We start from the raw sequence: 18,137 nt of genomic DNA on the forward strand, positions 1-18,137 counted from the left end.
TGCCTGACGCGCGTTCAGCCGAGGGTGGCCGACCGCCAGGTGCCCTGATCGTTCACCCACAGCCTTCCGTTCCCGACGAGGATGTCGCCGGACTGGCCACCGTACGGCCGCGCGAGACCCATGTGCCGGGTGGAGAGGTAGCTCGTGTTCGGCTGCGCGTTCGCGTGTGCCGTGTTGTCCGACTCCCAACGGTTGCCTTGGACCACGGATGGCCCGGTCGTTCCGAAGGTGTCGAGGCCGTACTCGCACTCGCGTCCGGTGTTGCCGATGATCGTCGCGCCACCGGTGCAGTTGTTCACGGCGACCGCGACTCTGACGCGGTCGATGCGGTTCCCCATGACCACGATCGAGCCGGCACCCTGGTGGAGCACCCCGAACCCGTTGGAGGTCGCGGCCCCGGTGATGGAGTTGTCGGAGACCACCGCGTCCTGGGCGAGGTACGACACGACACCGCCCACCGAGCCCGATGCGAGCGTGACGGCGACGCGGTTACCCGAGACGACGGGCTGTCCGGTCCGATCGAGCGCGATCCCGATCGGACAGGTGCCGCCGCCGATCCGGACCACGTTGTCGGTGATGAGCGCGTCGACGGCGCCGATGACGGTGGTCGAACCGCCCGGGGGTGTCGCCGCCTGGGCCATGATGCCCGCAGCAGCGACGCCGCGGATCTCGATGACGTTCCCGGAGACCACGGTTCCCTGCGCATCGCGGTAGATCATCACCGGGCAGCGCTTCGGCCCCCAGGCGGACCCCTGGTCGTCGTCGGCCGTCCGCGTCCAGCGCACCGTGTTCGCGACCAGGGCGACCGATCGGGTGTCGATGACGGCGAGTCCCCACCAGGTGGCGTCGGACACGGTGTTACCGGTCACGACGGTGTGGGCCATCCCCTCCACGGCGATGGACCGGCGGAACGGCCCGGTGACGACGTTGCCCTCGATCGTGACCATCGAGTCGGCCCAGGACCCGGGGTCGACCGCGAAGTCGGGCAGGTTCTCGGCGTGGATGCCGACCCGTGCGTCGGTGCCGGGGGCGGCCGAGACGATGTTGCCGACGACCGCCGAACGCGCACCCCAGACCGTGATGCCGTCGCCACGATCCTCGCCCCCGGACGAGGCGGAGCCTCGACCTCCGCCTGAGCCGACGATGTTCAGGACATGGCACGCCGAGATGACGACGCCCTCGAACTCACCTGACGGTTGCACAGCGATGCCGTTCTGGAACCCGTCGACGGTGACGCCGTCGATCAGGACGTCGCTCGCCCAGATGCTGATCCCGGTGTTGCGCTCACCCGTGCTCGATGCCGTCGGGCCCGCGTAGCTGACCCGGACGCCGGTCACCGAGCTGCCCGACACGATGAGCTTCAGCGCCGGGGCCGCCTCGACACCTCCGACGAACCGGAGCTCGCCGCGCCCGCGGAGGTGCAGGCGACGGTCGATCCTGATCGTCGCGTCCACGGCGATGACGTCGCCGCCGCGCACGACCACGGTGCTGCCGGCCGGGACGGCCGCGAACCAGGCGAGGACCGCGGCGGTGCTGACGGAGGCACCGGTCGGGTCGATCCCGGGACCTTCGAGGACGAGCTCGACGGGCGGGCCGGTCTGGGTGTCGGCGTTCCCGGTCGGTGCCGACGGTGCGGGATCGGGTTCGGGTTCGGGCTCGACGGGCGTCGGTTCGGGTTCCGGGACCGGTCCGGGTTCAGCTCCGGTCCTCCGCCACCGAGCTGTTCCGTCGCTTCGTGATGTCCTGTCCACAGTCCACACAGTACAGAACCATGAGGTACAGAAGCATCCTAGAGTGGAGATCCGGCGTGACCACCGCCGTCCGATCATCCAGGAGCACCATGCCGTCACCGGAGAACCACGCGACCGGAAACCCCCGACGCGACCGCCGACCGGCACCCCGCGTCGACCACACCGCCTTCGCCGGTGCCCGCGCCGTCGCCGCCTGGTGGGTGGTGTGCTCACACTCCGCGGACTGGCTGTTCTCCGTGCTCCCCGAGCTCTCGTGGCTCGCGCCGATGGCCCACACCGGACTCGCCGTCGACGTGTTCTTCGTCTTGAGCGGGTACACGATCGCCCGGGCCTACCAGGATCGGCGCTGGACCTGGCCCATCTACGGTCGCTACCTCCGGAACCGCTTCGCGCGGATATACCCGGCACACGTGACCGTGCTCCTCGCCTTCGTGCTGCTCTGCGTCGGCGGGGCGATCGTCGGTGTCTCAACGGACGACGGGGCGTTCCCGCCCATCGGCCTCCTCGCCGAACTCACCCTCACCCGCGCATGGTTCGGCGACGCACTCTGGTGGAACCCACCCGCCTGGTCGCTGTCGGCCCAATTCCTCGCGTTCATCCTGTTCCCGGTGTTCGCCCTCGCCCTCCGCGACCGGATGCGCGGCCCGGTCCCGATGATCGCCCTCTCGGTCGGGCTCGTCTCCACGACGACGATCGCCGCCGCCATCGCCCCGTCGGCCATGAACGGCATGGCGACCCCGGCCGTCCGGGTGCTGTGCTGCTTCGCGCTCGGCATCTGTCTGGCGGAGTGGACGGCAGCCCTCCCGGTCACCCGACGAGCGGCGTGGGTCGCCGCAGGAGGCGCCAGCGGCCTGGTGGTGGCGGCGATCGCACTCGAACCCGGAGCACCACGAGCCTGGGCCGCGATCACCTTCGCGGCGATCATCGTCGGAGGCCTGGCGGTCGCGAGCCCGCGCTCCACCGCGGTGCTGCGCAGTCGCCCCGCGCGCATCCTGGGGCAGCTCTCGTTCTCCACGTACCTCGTGCACGTCTTCGTGCTCATCCTGCTGGCGAAGGCGATCCCGCCGAGCACCGTCGACGGCATGCCGTTCCTCCTCCGGGCCCCGATCAGCCTGGTCTGGTTCGGCTCGATCCTCGCCGCGTCCTGGCTGCTCCACACGCTCGTAGAGGTGCCGTGGCATCGCAGACTCGCAGCACCGCGGACGAGCCGGGCCGTCCATGCGGACGGATGGGCCACCGGCGCTTAGACGTTCGTGCCCGCCAGCGGACGCCGCGCCGCCCGGACACCCCGCGCGATGCGCTCGGGGAGCCGCAACGCGGCGCTGACGAAGGAGAGGACCGCCACGGTGAGCGACACCCACAGTACGGACCAGGCCGCATCGGTGGGTGGGCCCAGCAGGAGCGACGCCGCCGCGTCCCCGACGCCGCCGGGGATCGCGACCGACACCGCGAAGACGAGGGCGAGTCGGGCAGCGCCGAGCAGGATGAGCGTCAGGCCTGCTGCGAGGAGGACACCGATCGCCGCTCCGGCGACGGTCCGGCTCGGGTTGCGGCGGCCCAGCCAGAGCAGGATCACCCCGAGTGCGAGGAGCCCGATCGCGAGCCAGGGCGACCAACCAGCCGCCGTCTCGATCACCCGGATTCCACCGAGTACCGGTGCGACCTGCGACGCCGGGACGACGTCGACCACGCGGTCGACGTCCGGGATGGCGGCCGCGAAGCCGAATCCCGCGTCGACCAGCCACGAGCGGGTCGCGGAGACGATCGGCCCCAACTGCACACCCAAGCCCTGCTCGGCCGAGACGTCGATGACCGCCCCCTGGGAACCGGAGACGCCGGCGACCAGCTGCTCATGCGTGACCCGGAGGGCTTCGGTCCAGGCGGTCGCGAACGCGGGCGAAGCCGCGAACTCGGCGACGTTCCGGCGCAGGACCTCGCGCAGCGCATCCGCAGTGTCGCCACCGATCGCACCCAGCACCTCCGAGATCGCCGGCGGGAGCGAGAGGGTCGCCGCGAGATCGGCCGGCACCGCAGCCGCCGCGTCGAGGTCGACCTGACTCTCCAGCGCGGCGAGCGCCTGGTCCCCCACGAAGGCCTGGACGGCGGGGTCCGTGGCCAGTGGGGCGAGGGTGTCGACGAACACGTCGGTGTCGCGGAGCATCGTGTCTGCCCAAGTGCTCACGAGGGCGACCGGGATCAACAGGGCGCCGATCACGATCGCGACCGTGCCGAAGAACCCCCACGCGCCCGCTCCGCGTCGAACCGGCTGCTGGACGGCCTCCGCACGGAGCGCGTCGAAGGTGACGAAGTCGTTGCGGGCGTCGGACGACGGATGATCGGTCACGCGCCCGAGTCTACGAGTGGGCGCCGCCCGGGCGCCTGGATCCCCGAGACCGCGCGATCGCCTCGACCGCCGCCACCGTCGACACGGTCACCCGTTCCGGCAACGCGTCGAGCGGGAACCACCGGAGACCGCCGTGCTTCTCCGGCTCTCGGAGTTCGGGCTCGCCCACGGTGTCCTCCGCGAGGTACACCGGCGAGATCCAGTGCTGGTGCAGCGCCTGCTCGAAATGGTCGACGACGCACAACAGCTCGATCGAGCCGAGCTCGAGCCCGGTCTCTTCCCGAGCCTCACGGCGGACGGCGTCCTCGAGGTGCTCCATCCAGTCGACCTTCCCGCCGGGGATGCCCCAGGAACCGGCCTCGGGCTCGCGGAGGCGCTCGAGCAGGAGGATCCGACCCTCGCGGACGATCGCGACCCCGCATCCGGAGCGCGGGTGCGGCATTGGCTCTCCAGCGGGTGGAAGCGTGGTGGACGACACGTGCTCACGCTACTCGACGCCGCACCGGCCCGGCCGTGAACGATCACGGTACGCTTGCCTCCGGCACCACGACGATTCGATGATGAAAGCGCAGACCATGCCCTACGAAGCAGCCGAAACCCGTTACGACGACATGACCTACCGCCGCGTGGGCCGCAGCGGACTGCGCCTCCCTGCGCTGTCCCTCGGTCTCTGGCACAACTTCGGCGAAGGTCGCAGCATCGAGGTCCAGCGGGCCATCGTGCGCCGCGCCTTCGACCTCGGGATCACCCACTTCGACCTCGCCAACAACTACGGCCCGCCCGCGGGTTCCGCCGAGACCGCCTTCGGCCGCATCTTCGCCGAGGACCTCGCCGCCCACCGTGACGAGATCATCATCATCTCGAAGGCCGGCTACTACATGTGGCAGGGCCCCTACGGCGAGTGGGGCTCGCGCAAGACCATGCTGTCCTCGCTCGACCAGAGCCTCGGCCGTATCGGTGTCGAGTACGTCGACGTCTTCTACTCGCACCGCCCCGACCCGGAGACCCCGATCGAGGAGACGATGGGTGCGCTCGCGACGGCGGTCAAGCAGGGCAAGGCGCTGTACGCCGGCATCTCGAACTACTCCCCCGAGCAGACCATCGCCGCGGTGGCCGCGCTGCGTGAGCACGGTGTCCCGCTGCTCGTGCACCAGCCCCGCTACTCGATGTTCTCCCGCGAGGTCGAGGACGGCCTGCTCGACACCCTCGACGACCTCGGTCTCGGTGCCGTCGTGTTCAGCCCCCTGGCGCAGGGCATGCTGACCGATCGCTACCTCGGCGGCACGGTCCCGTCGGACTCGCGTGCGGCGACGAGCCACTTCCTCAACGAGGAGTCGATCACGGACACCTACCTCGAGCGCGCCCGCGGCCTGCAGGCGATCGCCGAGGAACGCGGCCAGACCCTCGCGCAGCTGGCGCTCTCGTGGGTGCTGCGTCGCGACACCGTCACGTCCGCGATCATCGGCGCCAGCTCGGTCGAGCAGCTCGAGGGCAACTACGCGGCGATCCACCGGTTGGACTTCGACGACGCCGAACTCGCGCGCATCGACGAGTTCGCCGTCCACGGCACCCTGCGCTAGCCACCGCTCCTTCGATCGATCCCCCGCTCTGTCCCCGACTCAGGAAAGCTCCGGCGCGTCGCCCCCGCACCCACTCGACCCGCCGGGGTTCTCCTGAGACAGGTTCACAACTCAGGAAGACATCGGCGTGGCATACAGAACGCCCCGGTGTGTCGGGATGACACGCCGGGGCGTTCCTGCGTTGTGAACCGCGCGGAGTCGGGTCAGATGAGGTCGTCCGAGAGGTGGTTCGGCGTGCCGAAGCGGTGCGCCGTGATCGAGACCGCCTGCTCCTGGAGGAACGGCAGCAGCTCGATGCGGCCGGCCTCGGTGACGTCGCCCGCGTAGATCGCGACGTCGGGGCTGCCGGAGGTCGCGTGGGCGACACCCTCGGTCGTCCCGCCGATGATCCGGACGCGCGCGCCGGCCTTCGTCCCGACGAGTGAGGCGGCGGTCACGTACCAGCGGTCCTCGCTCTCGACGGTGATCCCACCGGCGATGGCTTCGACGGCCGGGACGAGCTTCGGCGGCAGCGCGACGGCAGACGACACGTGCACGGTCGCGCCTGCGGTCGCACCGGCGGCGACGACGCGGAGGAGCTCCGAGACCGAACCACCGTCGACGAGACGCACGTGAACCTCACGAGGCACGTACCGGAACACGTTGCGCTCGGCGGTCAGCTTCGAGACGTCCTTCGCGACCCCGAACTCGTCCGCCCACGCGGCAGCGTCGCTCGCGACCGACCGACGCAGGAACGCGAACTCGTCGGCGGTGAGCACCGCGTCAGCGGCGCGCAGCAACGAGGCGACAGCGGGCTTCGGACCACGGCGCTCCGCCGACCGACCGACGGTGCGCTCAGCCGTGCTCTCGGCGCTCGACCACGAGCCGAGGCCGATGAGGTAGTTCGGGCCACCGGCCTTCGTGCCCGCGCCGACCGCGGACTTCTTCCAACCACCGAACGGCTGACGCTGCACGATCGCGCCGGTGATCCCGCGGTTCACGTACAGGTTGCCCGCCTGGATGCCGTCGAGCCACAGGCGCAGCTCGGCCGGGTTCAGGGAGTGCAGCCCGGCGGTGAGGCCGTAGTCGATCTCGTTCTGGATCGCGATGGCCTCCTCGAGGGTCTCGGCCGTCATGATCCCGAGGATCGGGCCGAAGTACTCGGTGAGGTGGTACTCGGAGCCGCGCGCGACGCCCGCACGGACGCCTGGGCTCCACAGCTTGCCGCTGTCGTCGAGCTGCTTCGGCTCGACGAGCCACGACTCACCGGTGCCGAGCGTCGTCAGGCCGCCGAGCAGCTTGCCCTTCGCCGGCTCGATGATCGGGCCCATCTGCGTGGTCGGGTCGACCGGGTAGCCGACCTTCAGCGACGTGACGGCGTCGACGAGCTGGTGACGGAAGCGGCGCGAGGAGGCGACCGAACCGACGAGGATCACGAGTGACGCGGCCGAGCACTTCTGGCCGGCGTGACCGAAGGCCGACGCGACGACGTCCTTCACCGCGAGGTCGAGGTCGGCGCTCGGGGTGACGATGATCGCGTTCTTCCCCGACGTCTCGGCCAGGAGCGGCAACTCGGGGCGGAAGGAGCGGAACAGCTCCGCGGTCTCGTAGCCACCGGTGAGGATGACGCGCTCCACCGCCGGGTGGGCGATCAGGCGCTCACCGAGCGAGTTGTCGGCCAGCTGGGCGAAGCGGAGCACCTCGCGCGGCACACCGGCCTCCCACAGCGCCTCGATCATGACGGCACCGCTGCGGCGAGCCTGACGGGCGGGCTTGATGATGACGGGCGAACCGGCGGCGAGCGCCGCGAGGGTCGAGCCGGCGGGGATGGCGACGGGGAAGTTCCACGGCGGGGTGACGACGGTGAGCTTCGCGGGGGTGAAGGTCGCGCCGTCCACGTGATCGAGCTCGCGGGCGCGCTCGGCGTAGTAGTGGGCGAAGTCGATCGCCTCCGACACCTCGGGGTCGGACTGGTCGAGGGTCTTGCCGGTCTCGGACGCCATGACCTCCATGAGGTCGGCGCGACGCTGCTCGAGGACGTCGCCGGCGCGGTGCAGGATGACCGCACGCTCGGCGCCGGAGAGCGACCCCCACGAGGCGCCCGCTGCGGTCGCTCCGTCGATGACGGCGTCGAGAGCTTCGACGCTGTCGAGGATGGACGCGGCGACGGTGTCGTTGCCGAGCCGCGACTCGGTGACGCGGGTGAGGATGTCGCGTCCCCAGACGCGGTTCGCGGGGAGCGACGGGTCGGTGTCGGGGGTGTTCTCGAACGCGTCCACCGGCGAGGCCTCGGCGGCCTTCGTGCGGTCCTGCTGCCGGTTCGGCGCGGGGACGGTGGTGTCGAGCTCCGCGAGCGACGCGAGGAACCGCTGCTGCTCACGGGCGAAGAGGGTCTCGTTCTCACTCAGCTCGAACACGGCGGACATGAAGTTGTCCTGGCTCGCGCCCTCCTCCAGGCGGCGGATGAGGTACGCGATGGCGACGTCGAACTCCTGCGGGTGCACGACCGGCGTGTAGAGCAGGAGCTCGCCGACGTCGCGCTTCACGGCCTCGGCCTGGCCCTGGGCCATGCCGAGCAGCATCTCGAACTCGACGCCGCGCTCGACGCCCCGCTGCTTGGCGAGCAGCCAGGCGAAGGCGATGTCGAAGAGGTTGTGGCCGGCGACGCCGATGCGCACGTTGTCGATGCGGTCGGGGTGCAGAGCGTACTCGACGACGCGCTTGTAGTTGGTGTCGGAGTCCTGCTTGGTGGACCAGGTGGCGAGCGGCCAGTCGTGGAGGGACGACTCGACCTGCTCCATGGGGAGGTTGGCGCCCTTCACGATGCGCACCTTGATGCCGGCGCCGCCCGCGGCACGACGACCGGCCGACCACTCCTGGAGACGGATCATCGCGGAGAGCGCGTCGGGCAGGTAGGCCTGCAGGACGATGCCGGCCTCGAGGTCGCGGAACTGCGGGAGGTCGAGGAGCTTGGTGAAGACCGCGATCGTGAGGTCGAGGTCCTTGTACTCCTCCATGTCGAGGTTGATGAACTTCGCAGGGCTCGCCTTGGCGGCACGCTCGAACAGCGGGGTGAGGCTCGTGACGACGTGCTCGACCGCTTCATCGAACGCCCAGACCGAGTGGGGGCTGACGGTCGACGACACCTTGATCGACACGTAGTCGACGTCGGGGCGGGCGAGCAGCTTGTGGGTGCCCTCGAGACGACGTGCCGCCTCGCCCGTGCCGAGGACGGCCTCGCCGAGCAGGTTGACGTTGAGGCGGGTGCCGGGCGTCTTGATCTTCGCGATCGCGGGGCCGAGCTTCTGGTCGGTGGCGTCGACGACGAGGTGGCCGACCATGTTGCGGAGCACCTTGCGGGAGATCGGGATGACGACGCCGGGCAGGATCGGGGCGAACGCACCACCGCAGCGGACGGCGGCCTTCAAGTACCAGGGGAGGAACGCGGGCACCTTCGGGGCGATCGTCTGCAGGGTGCGGGCCGCGACGCGGAGGTCCTCTGGACGCACGACGCCGTCGACGAAGCCGACCGTGAACTCGAGGCCGGTCGGGTCCTTCAACACACCGGCGAGCTGCTGCGCGGAGGCGTCGGCAGGGATCGTCGAGGCCGTCTGGAGCCAGCGGCGGACGAGGGCGATGGCCTCGGTGGCGAGGGCATCGCGGTCGAGCTGCTGCGTCGATGCAAGAGTGTCGGTCATGGTGCCAGTATCGGCGTCTGGACCAATAAGATACAGCGAAGGTTTTCGAACGATATCCATCGGTTGAGCCGATGGTTTTGGAGGGCACCGTGCTGGACGTCCGACGGCTCCGCCTGCTGCGCGAACTCAAGATCCGCGGCACGATCGCCGAGGTCGCCTCCGCGCTCAACTTCAGCCCCTCATCCGTGTCGCAGCAGCTCTCGGTCCTCGAGCAGGAGACCGGTGTCGAGCTCCTGCGGAAGGTCGGTCGACGGGTGCAGCTCACCCCGCAGGCTGAGATCCTCGTGGGGCACACGGACGCGCTCCTCGACACGCTCGAGCGCGCCGAAGCCGACCTCGGGGCGTCCCTCACGACCGTGTCGGGCACCATCCGCGTCGCGGTCTTCCAGTCGGCGGCGCTCGCACTCATGCCGGCGGCCCTCAGCGCCATGCGCCGCGACCACCCGGACGTCCGCGTGGAGATGGTGCAGCACGAGCCGGAGACCGCCCTGGCCGAGACCTGGGCGCGCGACTTCGACGTCGTCGTCGCGGAGCAGTACCCCGCCCACGCCGCCCCGCGGCACCCCGGGCTCGACCGCCGTCAGCTCGCCACCGACCCGATCCGACTCGCGTGCCCGCCGGTCGCGAACGAGATCCACCCGGTCCTGCGCATCGAGGATGCGGCCGACCTCCCCTGGGTGATGGAGCCGCACGGAGCGGCGTCACGGCATTTCGCCGAGCAGTTGTGTCGCCGTGCGGGGTTCGAGCCCGACGTCCGCTACCAGACCGCCGACCTCCAGGCGCAGATCCGGTTGATCGAGTCCGGCAACGCGGTCGCCCTCATCCCCGACCTCCAGTGGGCGGGCGAGCCGGCCAGCTGTCGCCTCGTCGACCTGCCCGACCTCCCGCGACGCACCATCTTCACCTCCGCGCGCGAGGCCGGCGTCACTCGCCCGGCGATCGTCGCCTTCCGCGCCGCGCTCGAGGCCGCGGCGGCCTGACAGCCCGCGGGCGATGATCGCCGGTCGACAAGCTCAGGGACCCCGTCGACAGGGTCGGGGACCGAACGCAAGGGGGGTGCGCCTCCCAGCCGCCGGTGCTTGGCTGGAATTCCGCATTCCTCCGAAGGAGCACCCGCATGACCGACACCACCACACGCCCCGCAACCGCCGCCGGCACCTTCGCCCTCGGCGGCGACCTCACCGTCAACCGACTCGGCTACGGCACGATGCAGCTGACCGGCGAGGGTGTGTGGGGCGAGCCCGACGACCGCGACGGCGCCATCCGCCTGATCAAGCGCGCCGCCGAGCTCGGCGTGAACTTCTTCGACAGCGCCGACGCCTACGGCCCAGACGTCACCGACACCCTTCTCCGCGACGCCCTGCACCCCTACGACGACATCGTGATCGCGACGAAGGTCGGCCAGACGCGACAGGGTCCCGGCGAGTGGACGCCCACCGGCGTGCCCGCCTACCTCCGCCAGCAGGTCGAGCTCGGCCTCCGCCGTCTCGCCGTCGACCGCATCGACCTCCTGCAGTTGCACCGGATCGACCCGACCGTGCCGTTCGAGGACCAGATCGGCGAGCTGCGCAAGCTGCAGGACGAGGGCAAGATCCGGCACATCGGCCTCAGCCAGGTCAGCGTCGCCGAGGTCGAGGCGGCCCAGCAGATCGCTCCGATCGCGTCGGTGCAGAACCTCTACAACCTCACCGACCGCTCCTCGGAGGACCTCCTCGACTGGTCGACCGAACACGGCGTCGCCTTCATCCCGTGGTTCCCGCTGGCGACCGGCGCCCTCAGCAAGGAGGACAGCCCGCTCACGCAGCTCGCCGAGCGACACGACGCGACCCCGTCGCAGCTCGCGCTGGCCTGGCTGCTCAAGCGCTCGCCCGTCATGCTCCCGATCCCGGGGACGTCGAGCATCGAGCACCTCGAGGACAACCTGCAGGGTGCGACGATCGAGCTCACCGACGACGAGTTCGAGGAGCTGTCCGCCGTCTCGGAGTAGCCGGACGCCGGTCACTGAGCTTGTCGAAGTGCGCGCTTCGACAGGCTCGGTGTGGTGCAGCTCGGGGACCGGGCCACCCGGTCACTGCCCTTCGACAGGCTCAGGAACCGCACCGCCGGTCACTGAGCTTGTCGAAGTGCAGCGCAGCTCAGGGACCGACCACCCGGCTCAGCGGAGCCGCTTCGACAGCTCGTGCGCCTGCTCCAGCAGCAGGCCACCGAGGAACGCCTGGCGCTCAGGCCGGAACCGGGATTCGATCCCGGTGAGACTGAGCGCCCAGGCGGGCTTCCCCGCCGCATCGAAGACCGCTGCACCCATCCCCCAGCTGCCCTCGAGGATGAGCGCCGGGTTCACCGCGTACCCGCGCTCACGCGTCTCGCGGATCCGCTCGCGCACGCGGTCGGCGGCGTGGGCCTCGCCCCACCGCTCGACGAGGTCGGCGCGACCCAGGTAGTCGTCGACCTCCTCGTCGCTCGAGAACGCGAGGATCGCCAGCCCCGCCGACGCGACCCCCAGCGGGAAGCGGACACCCTCCGTCAGGACGAACGAGCGCACCGGGAAACTCCCCTCCTCGCGCAGCAGACACACGGTCTCGAAGCCACGGCGCACCGACAGGAACGCGCTCTCGCCGCTCTCGTGCGCGAGGATCCGCACGCTCTCCCGCGCGAGCTCGGCGACGTCGTACCGCTCCGCCGCGAGCGATCCGAGGAGGAACAGCTCGGGACCGAGGTGCCACCGGGCGGCGCGCACGTCGTGGTCGAGGAAGCCCTCGGCAGCGAGCGAGGCGAGCAGGCGGTGCACCGTCGGCCTCGTGAGCCCGGCAGCCGCGGCCACCGCCGAAGACGACGCACCACCGGGGTGTTCCGACACGATCTTCAGGATCCGGCTCACGCGCGAGACGACCTGGGCGCCGCGCATCCCCTCAGCCACGTCTCACCATCAGCTTGTCCACATGGTGAGCCTACGCCGCAGCCGGGACCACGTCATGAGCGAATCCGGGATCGGGCCCGATGCCACCTTTGACACCGCAGGACGGCTGTGACTGACTACAGGAGAGACGATCGGCTTGCACCACCATGTGGTCAAGCCGGCACGCCATCCACAAGGGAGTGACATGACGAAACACTGGTCGAGCGCCGCCGAGGCGCTGCACGAGGTCGTCCGGGACGGAGCGACCATCGCGGTCGGCGGGTTCGGCCTGAGCGGCAACCCGACCGACCTCATCGAGGCTTTGCGGGACACGGGTGCCACCGACCTCACGATCGTCTCCAACAACATGGGCGTCGACGGCAAAGGCCTCGGCATCCTCCTCGAGAACCGACAGGTGCGGAAGGTCGTCGCGTCGTACGTGGGCGAGAACAAGCTCTTCGCCAAGCAGTTCCTCGACGGCGAGCTCGAGGTCGAGTTCACCCCGCAGGGCACGCTCGCCGAGCGGCTGCGCGCGGGCGGCGCCGGTATCGCCGGGTTCTACACGAAGACCGGCGTCGGCACCCCGGTCGCCGAGGGCAAGCCGACGGAGGTGTTCGACGGGGAGACCTACGTCCTCGAGCGCGGCATCGTCGCCGACGTGGCCCTCGTCCACGCGTTCCGCGCCGATCGCGAGGGCAACCTCGTCTTCCGGCACACCGCGCGGAACTTCAACCCGATCGTCGCGACCGCCGGCCGGCTGACGATCGCCGAGGCCGAGGAGGTCGTCGAGGACGGCTACCTCGACCCGAACAGCGTCGTCACCCCCGGCATCTTCGTCCAGCGGCTCGTCACGGCGACGCCGCGGGTGAAGGACATCGAACAGCGCACCGTCCGCCCGGCGGCCGCCACCACGACACCGGCAGGAGCCTGATCATCATGTGGACGAGAGACGACATGGCCGCGATCGCGGCGACCGAACTCCGCGACGGCGAGTACGTGAACCTCGGCATCGGCATCCCGACGCTCGTCGCGAACCACGTCCCGCCGGGGGTCCACGTCACGCTGCAGAGCGAGAACGGCCTGCTCGGCATGGGTCCGTTCCCGATCGAGGGCGAGGAGGACGCCGACCTCATCAACGCCGGGAAGCAGACGGTCACGCTCCTCGAGGGCGGGAGCTACTTCGACTCGGCGACCTCGTTCGGCATGATCCGCGGCGGCCACGTGCAGCTGGCCATCCTCGGTGCGCTCCAGGTCTCGGGTGCGGGTGACCTCGCGAACTGGACGATCCCGGGCAAGCTCGTCAAGGGCATGGGCGGCGCGATGGACCTCGTCGCCGGGACCCCGCGGGTGGTGGTCGTCACCGAGCACGTCGCGAAGGACGGCAGCCCGAAGATCGTCGAGCGGTGCGATCTCCCGCTCACCGGCGTCGGTGTCGTCGACCGCATCATCAGCGACCGCGCCGTCTTCGATATCGTCGAGGGGGCGCTCGTCCTGCGGGCCTTCGCGCCCGACACGAGCGTCGCCGAGCTGCGCACCCTGACGGGCGCGGAGTTCTCCGTCGAACTCGACCCCACCACCACCGGCGAGGTGCCGACAGCACCCGCCACGCCTCAGGAGGCACACGCATGAGCACCGTCATCGTCGGGTACGCCCGCACCCCGTTCGTGAAGTTCAACGGGGCGTTCGCGTCCGTACCCGCCACCGAGCTCGGCGCCCACGCCATCCGCGCAGCCCTGTCCCGGGCGGGGGTCGACGCCGCCGACGTCCAGCAGGTCATCGCCGGCCAGGTGTTGCAGGGCGCCGCCGGCCAGAACCCCGCCCGGCAGTCCGCCGTCGGGGCCGACATCCCCTTCACCGTCCCCGCCATCACCGTCAACGCCGTGTGCCTCTCCGGCATGGAGGCGATCGTCACCGGCACGCGTCTCATCGACGCCGGCGAGGTCGACGTCGTCGTCGCGCTCGGCCAGGAGTCGATGAGCCTCGCCCCGCACGCCTGGTCGGGCTCGCGCGCCGGCAAGCGCTACGGCGCCATCGAGCTCGTCGACACCCTCGACCACGACGGCCTGACCGATGCGTTCGAGCACCGGTCGATGGGTTCGTCCACCGAGGAGCGCAACGGCCCGCTCGGCATCGCACGCCCGGAGCAGGACGCCTGGGCGGCCGGGTCGCACCAGCGGCTCGCAGCAGCTGCGGACGTCCAGGCCGAGGAGATCGAACCCTTCTCCGTGCCTGGTCGCAAGGGTCCGACCGTCGTGAGCACCGACGACGGACTGCGCGCCGACACCACCGCCGAGTCGCTGGCCGGGCTGCGTCCCGCGTTCGGCGGCGAGGGGACGATCACCGCGGGCAACTCCTCCCAGATCACCGACGGAGCGGCTGCAGTCGTGCTCATGAACGAGCAAGCCGCTGCGGCACGGGGACTCACCCCGATCGCACGCGTCGTCGCGCACGCGCTCGTCGCCGGACCCGACGTCAGCCTGCACGCCCAGCCGTCGAACGCGATCGTCGCAGCCCTCGCGAAGACCTCCCGCACGACGGGCGACCTCGCAGCGGTCGAGATCAACGAGGCGTTCGCCGCCGTGTCGGTCCACTCCACGAACGAGCTCGGCGTGGATCCCGCGATCGTGAACGCGAACGGCGGCGCGATCGCCCTCGGTCACCCGATCGGCGCTTCCGGTACGCGGATCGTCGGCCACCTCGCCCGTCGTCTCGCCGCCGCCGGCTCGGGTTCGATCGGTGCCGCCGGTATCTGCGGTGGTGGCGGCCAGGGCTCCGCGATCATCCTCGAGGCCGTCTGATCCGTGAGATGAGGCATCTGGTCGCTCCCGGGGTATCCCCGCGACAGACTGTCTCACCTCAGACGGGCTCGCCGGTGACGGTGTAGCGTAGGTGGACGACGCCGGCCCCGAAGCGACGCTCGTCGACGAGTTCCAGGCGTCGCCGGAGGTTGGCCGGCAGCGCACGCAAGCCGCCACCGACGATCACCGGTGAGAGGAACAGCTGCACCTCGTCGACGAGCCCCGCTGCCATCGCCTCGGCTGCGAGGTGCGGGCCGCCGACGCTGAGGTCGCGGTCCGATTCCGCCTTCCACCGGCGAACGGCCTCCGGGTCGAACGATCGCTCGAGCGTGGTCCGTGCCGTCGAGACCGCATCGAGCGACGTGGAGTACACGACCTTGTCGGCCGCGAGCCACAGAGCCGCGAAGTCGGCGATCTCGCGAGGCTCGTCCGGCAGCTCGTCCGCCGTCTCCCAGAACGTCATGATCTCGTACATGCGTCGGCCGAACAGGTAGGTGCCGATCGGCCGGGAGAGCTCGTTCACGAAGGCGTGCACCTCGGCATCCGGGGCGCTCCAGTCGAAGCGTCCCTCCTCGTCGGCGAGGTAGCCGTCGAGCGAGCTGATCGCCGAATAGATGAGCCTGCCCATGTGTCCTCCGTCGCCGGTGCCGGTACGCGAGAGGCTAGGCCGCAGAGGCGACCGCCCACAAGGGGTGGCTCCGGCACCGACGGTCAGGCGGGCGGGATCACGAGCGTCACGAAGGAGTCGGCCGGCAGGGTCGGCGTGATGACGTCGTCGCCCACCACGATCTGGACGGGGAGCGGCTCGCCGAGGTCGTTCTGCATCACGAGCACGACGCCGCCGTCCGGGTTGCGGAAGGCGAGCAGGTTCTCGTGTCCGGTCCAGCTCATCGTTGCGAGCCGCTGCGCTCCCGGCTGCAGGAAGTGCCCCAGGTGCCGCATGAGGAAGTACTCGTGCGTGTAGCGGAAGGCCCGGGTGTCGGGATCCACGACGACGAGCGAGTTCTGCGCCCAGCCCCAGCGGCTGACCCCTCCCTCGGTGAGCGCGAGGTTCCAGTACGTGTAGGCCTGTGCGCCGTTCGTGAAGAAGTGGCGCATGAGTCCCCAGGTGTGCCGCACGAAGCGCCAGTCGTTCCGGCCGTCACCGCACTCCTGCTCGGTCTGGTACAGCGCGAGGTCCGGGTGGGCGTGATGCACCGCGGCGATCGCGCCCTTGCCGGCCCACTGGAATCCGACTCCGGCGACCCAGGGACCGGCCGCCGGATCCCGGAGCACGGTCTCGATCTGCGCGTCGTGCGGCCGCTCCTGCGTGCCGAGGAAGACCCGCACTCCGAGACGGTCCATCTCCGGCCCGAGGACCGCGATGAACCGAGCGAGCCCTTCGGCCGTCCACACACAGCTCGGGAACACCTGCGCCGAGTTGAACTCGTTCTGCGGCATGACCATCTCGACCCGGATACCCTCCTCGCCGTAGGCCTCGACGAAGCGGGCGAAGTACCGGGCGTAGGTCTCGAGGTAGCGGTCCTCGAGGATGAAGAGATCGGTCCCCTCGGAGCCCAGCTGGTCGTCACGGATGCCGTTGTCGACGCCTGACTCCGCCCAGGGTCGCGCGGCCGCGTAGTGCCCGTTCGTCTTCATCCAGGTGGGCGGGCTCCACGGCGACGCCCAGAGGCGCAGGTCGCCCTGGTACCGCTGCGCCGCCTGGATGAAGGGGACGAGCGTCGCGCGATCGTGGTCGATGCTGAAGTGCTCGAGGTCGAAGTCGCCGTCGACCTCGTCGTAGGAGTACCAGTCGGTGGAGAAGTCGTTGGCGCCGACGGGCATGCGGCAGAGCGAGAGGTTCAGTCCCGCGCCCGGCGTGAAGAGGTCGGACAGGATGCCCTCTCGGTCCTCCTCGGACAGGAGCCCGAGCGCGGTCCAGCCGAGTTCGTTGAAGCATCCGCCGATGCCATCGACGGTCTGCTGCGGGTTCGTCACGTCGACCATGACGTTCGGCATCCCCGCGAGTCGTCCGAACCCGAGGGGCTCCTGCTCCTGCCAGGGTGCGTCCTGGGTGGTCACGACCCAGCTGACCGACCGCGCTGAAGGCGTGGCGCCTCCGCTGGCGACGGGGCTGCTGGCGGGAATGCTGCTCGTCATCGAGTGCCTTTCGACGGGGGTCCTCCGTGGACCGCGACCGGTGCTCCCACCAGTATGTTGCAGAACCCACGAAAACCGAAGGGTAGTCGCCATTCACGAAAGGGCGCGTCGCGCAGCAGGGCTCACCGGCCAAACGCGCCCGGGGCATCCCCCTGGCCGACCGTTCCCAGGCGGTCGTACACTCGATGGATGGCCGATTCCACGACGGTCCGGGAGCCGCAACCCGGAGCAGACCTCCCCGACGCCCGCGGGCGCACCGGTCTGCACCGGACCGGCCTCGACCTCACCGGCAACCCGCGCGTCCAGGTGACCGACGTGGAACTGGTCGCCGCCGCCTGGCACGTCCTCCGCCGGACGACCCTGCGGGTCCAGGACCGCTCGGGCGCCTGGTCGACGCAGCAGCGCGAGACCTACGACCGCGGTAACGGCGCGACGATCCTGCTCTACCACGGTGACTCCCGGAAGGTCCTGCTCACCAGGCAGTTCCGCTACCCGGCCTACGTCAACGGACACCCGACCGGCGAGCTCATCGAGACCGCCGCGGGCCTGCTCGACGACGACGATCCCGAGACGGCGGTCGCCCGCGAGGCCCACGAGGAGACCGGATTCGCGGTCGAGGCCGTCCAGCACGTGTTCGACGCCTTCATGAGCCCCGGCTCCGTGACCGAGCGCCTGCACTTCTACGCGGCCGAGTACGACCCCGCTGCGCGTCGCGGCGACTGGGGCGGGCTCGCCGAGGAGGGCGAGGAGATCGAACTCCTCGAACTCGACATCGACGACGCGGTCGCGCGCATCGGCGACGACATCATCGACGCGAAGACCATCATGCTGCTGCAGTGGGCGAGGCTCTCGGGCCCGTTCGCGACGGCGACGACGCCTGTTCCGCCTGCACCACCCGCACGCTAGTACCGCCGAGACTCCCGGACCCCGAGCTCGCCAGAACCCCGTGCCA

Annotated in this window: 15 protein-coding genes; 8 read left to right on the plus strand and 7 right to left on the minus strand. The window is 70.4% G+C overall.

Annotated elements, in window-relative coordinates; genetic code table 11:
• Nucleotides 1-14 precede the first annotated feature (14 nt).
• Nucleotides 15-1,751, minus strand: a complete 1,737-nt coding sequence (locus BIU99_RS14565; protein ID WP_071261909.1) for a right-handed parallel beta-helix repeat-containing protein — start codon at nt 1,749-1,751, stop codon at nt 15-17.
• A gap of 89 nt (nt 1,752-1,840) precedes the next feature.
• Here BIU99_RS14565 and BIU99_RS14570 point away from each other — a divergent pair, with 89 nt between their 5' ends.
• The gene (locus BIU99_RS14570; RefSeq protein ID WP_071261910.1) at nt 1,841-2,998 is read left to right on the plus strand and encodes an acyltransferase; all 1,158 of its coding nucleotides are present in this window, start codon (nt 1,841-1,843) and stop codon (nt 2,996-2,998) included.
• Here the strand turns inward: BIU99_RS14570 and BIU99_RS14575 are convergent.
• On the minus strand, nt 2,995-4,095 hold the full coding sequence (locus BIU99_RS14575; RefSeq protein WP_071261911.1) for a hypothetical protein: 1,101 nt from the start codon (nt 4,093-4,095) through the stop codon (nt 2,995-2,997). The genes BIU99_RS14570 and BIU99_RS14575 overlap by 4 nt on opposite strands.
• Before the next feature lie 10 nt (nt 4,096-4,105).
• A complete protein-coding gene (locus BIU99_RS14580) occupies nt 4,106-4,537 on the minus strand; it encodes an NUDIX domain-containing protein (RefSeq protein ID WP_071261912.1) in 432 nt (143 codons plus the stop codon).
• Between the two features lie 133 nt (nt 4,538-4,670).
• On the opposite strand from BIU99_RS14580, the gene BIU99_RS14585 reads away from it, so the two are divergent.
• On the plus strand, nt 4,671-5,675 hold the full coding sequence (locus BIU99_RS14585; RefSeq protein WP_071262155.1) for an aldo/keto reductase: 1,005 nt from the start codon (nt 4,671-4,673) through the stop codon (nt 5,673-5,675).
• A gap of 203 nt (nt 5,676-5,878) precedes the next feature.
• Here BIU99_RS14585 and BIU99_RS14590 read toward each other — a convergent pair whose 3' ends face one another.
• Nucleotides 5,879-9,352: a bifunctional proline dehydrogenase/L-glutamate gamma-semialdehyde dehydrogenase gene (locus BIU99_RS14590; protein WP_071261913.1), complete on the minus strand. Its 3,474-nt coding sequence runs from the start codon at nt 9,350-9,352 to the stop codon at nt 5,879-5,881.
• Nucleotides 9,353-9,441: 89 nt separating this feature from the next.
• Between BIU99_RS14590 and BIU99_RS14595 the strand changes: the two genes are divergently transcribed.
• Both BIU99_RS14595 and BIU99_RS14600 read left to right on the plus strand, forming a co-directional pair.
• The gene (locus BIU99_RS14595) at nt 9,442-10,332 is read left to right on the plus strand and encodes a LysR family transcriptional regulator (protein ID WP_071262156.1); all 891 of its coding nucleotides are present in this window, start codon (nt 9,442-9,444) and stop codon (nt 10,330-10,332) included.
• A gap of 137 nt (nt 10,333-10,469) precedes the next feature.
• Nucleotides 10,470-11,339, plus strand: a complete 870-nt coding sequence (locus BIU99_RS14600; RefSeq protein ID WP_071261914.1) for an aldo/keto reductase — start codon at nt 10,470-10,472, stop codon at nt 11,337-11,339.
• A gap of 168 nt (nt 11,340-11,507) precedes the next feature.
• Here BIU99_RS14600 and BIU99_RS14605 read toward each other — a convergent pair whose 3' ends face one another.
• On the minus strand, nt 11,508-12,257 hold the full coding sequence (locus tag BIU99_RS14605) for an IclR family transcriptional regulator (protein ID WP_071261915.1): 750 nt from the start codon (nt 12,255-12,257) through the stop codon (nt 11,508-11,510).
• 196 nt (nt 12,258-12,453) lie between these two features.
• Between BIU99_RS14605 and BIU99_RS14610 the strand changes: the two genes are divergently transcribed.
• The 3 genes from BIU99_RS14610 to BIU99_RS14620 are packed head-to-tail and all read left to right on the plus strand — an operon-like array spanning nt 12,454 to nt 15,046.
• Entirely contained in the window at nt 12,454-13,179 is a 726-nt protein-coding gene (locus BIU99_RS14610) for a CoA transferase subunit A (RefSeq protein WP_064293955.1), read from the plus strand.
• Between the two features lie 5 nt (nt 13,180-13,184).
• The gene (locus tag BIU99_RS14615) at nt 13,185-13,877 is read left to right on the plus strand and encodes a 3-oxoacid CoA-transferase subunit B (RefSeq protein WP_175116649.1); all 693 of its coding nucleotides are present in this window, start codon (nt 13,185-13,187) and stop codon (nt 13,875-13,877) included.
• Nucleotides 13,874-15,046 (plus strand): acetyl-CoA C-acyltransferase, encoded by a 1,173-nt coding sequence (locus BIU99_RS14620; RefSeq protein WP_071261918.1) that lies wholly within the window; start codon nt 13,874-13,876, stop codon nt 15,044-15,046. Before BIU99_RS14615 ends, BIU99_RS14620 begins: the two co-directional genes overlap by 4 nt.
• 58 nt (nt 15,047-15,104) lie before the next feature.
• On the opposite strand, the gene BIU99_RS14625 is transcribed toward BIU99_RS14620, so the two are convergent.
• Together BIU99_RS14625 and BIU99_RS14630 are read right to left on the minus strand one after the other, a co-directional pair.
• On the minus strand, nt 15,105-15,674 hold the full coding sequence (locus tag BIU99_RS14625) for a dihydrofolate reductase family protein (protein WP_064293958.1): 570 nt from the start codon (nt 15,672-15,674) through the stop codon (nt 15,105-15,107).
• 83 nt (nt 15,675-15,757) lie between these two features.
• Entirely contained in the window at nt 15,758-17,185 is a 1,428-nt protein-coding gene (locus BIU99_RS14630) for a glycoside hydrolase family 30 beta sandwich domain-containing protein (protein WP_071261920.1), read from the minus strand.
• 189 nt (nt 17,186-17,374) lie between these two features.
• Here BIU99_RS14630 and BIU99_RS14635 point away from each other — a divergent pair, with 189 nt between their 5' ends.
• Nucleotides 17,375-18,091, plus strand: a complete 717-nt coding sequence (locus BIU99_RS14635) for an NUDIX domain-containing protein (RefSeq protein ID WP_071261921.1) — start codon at nt 17,375-17,377, stop codon at nt 18,089-18,091.
• Nucleotides 18,092-18,137: the final 46 nt, after the last annotated feature.

Origin of the sequence: Plantibacter sp. MMLR14_011 (genome assembly GCF_001865025.1) — a bacterium.
GTDB classification, from domain to species: domain Bacteria; phylum Actinomycetota; class Actinomycetes; order Actinomycetales; family Microbacteriaceae; genus Plantibacter; species Plantibacter flavus_A.

Coding starts and splice junctions, on each gene's coding strand:
- BIU99_RS14570 (WP_071261910.1), top strand. CDS start 1,841: ATGCCGTCACCGGAGAACCACGCGACCGGAAACCCCCGACGCGACCGC.
- BIU99_RS14580 (WP_071261912.1), bottom strand. CDS start 4,537: ATGCCGCACCCGCGCTCCGGATGCGGGGTCGCGATCGTCCGCGAGGGT.
- BIU99_RS14585 (WP_071262155.1), top strand. CDS start 4,671: ATGCCCTACGAAGCAGCCGAAACCCGTTACGACGACATGACCTACCGC.
- BIU99_RS14590 (WP_071261913.1), bottom strand. CDS start 9,352: ATGACCGACACTCTTGCATCGACGCAGCAGCTCGACCGCGATGCCCTC.
- BIU99_RS14600 (WP_071261914.1), top strand. CDS start 10,470: ATGACCGACACCACCACACGCCCCGCAACCGCCGCCGGCACCTTCGCC.
- BIU99_RS14605 (WP_071261915.1), bottom strand. CDS start 12,257: ATGCGCGGCGCCCAGGTCGTCTCGCGCGTGAGCCGGATCCTGAAGATC.
- BIU99_RS14610 (WP_064293955.1), top strand. CDS start 12,454: ATGACGAAACACTGGTCGAGCGCCGCCGAGGCGCTGCACGAGGTCGTC.
- BIU99_RS14615 (WP_175116649.1), top strand. CDS start 13,185: ATGTGGACGAGAGACGACATGGCCGCGATCGCGGCGACCGAACTCCGC.
- BIU99_RS14620 (WP_071261918.1), top strand. CDS start 13,874: ATGAGCACCGTCATCGTCGGGTACGCCCGCACCCCGTTCGTGAAGTTC.
- BIU99_RS14625 (WP_064293958.1), bottom strand. CDS start 15,674: ATGGGCAGGCTCATCTATTCGGCGATCAGCTCGCTCGACGGCTACCTC.
- BIU99_RS14630 (WP_071261920.1), bottom strand. CDS start 17,185: ATGACGAGCAGCATTCCCGCCAGCAGCCCCGTCGCCAGCGGAGGCGCC.
- BIU99_RS14635 (WP_071261921.1), top strand. CDS start 17,375: ATGGCCGATTCCACGACGGTCCGGGAGCCGCAACCCGGAGCAGACCTC.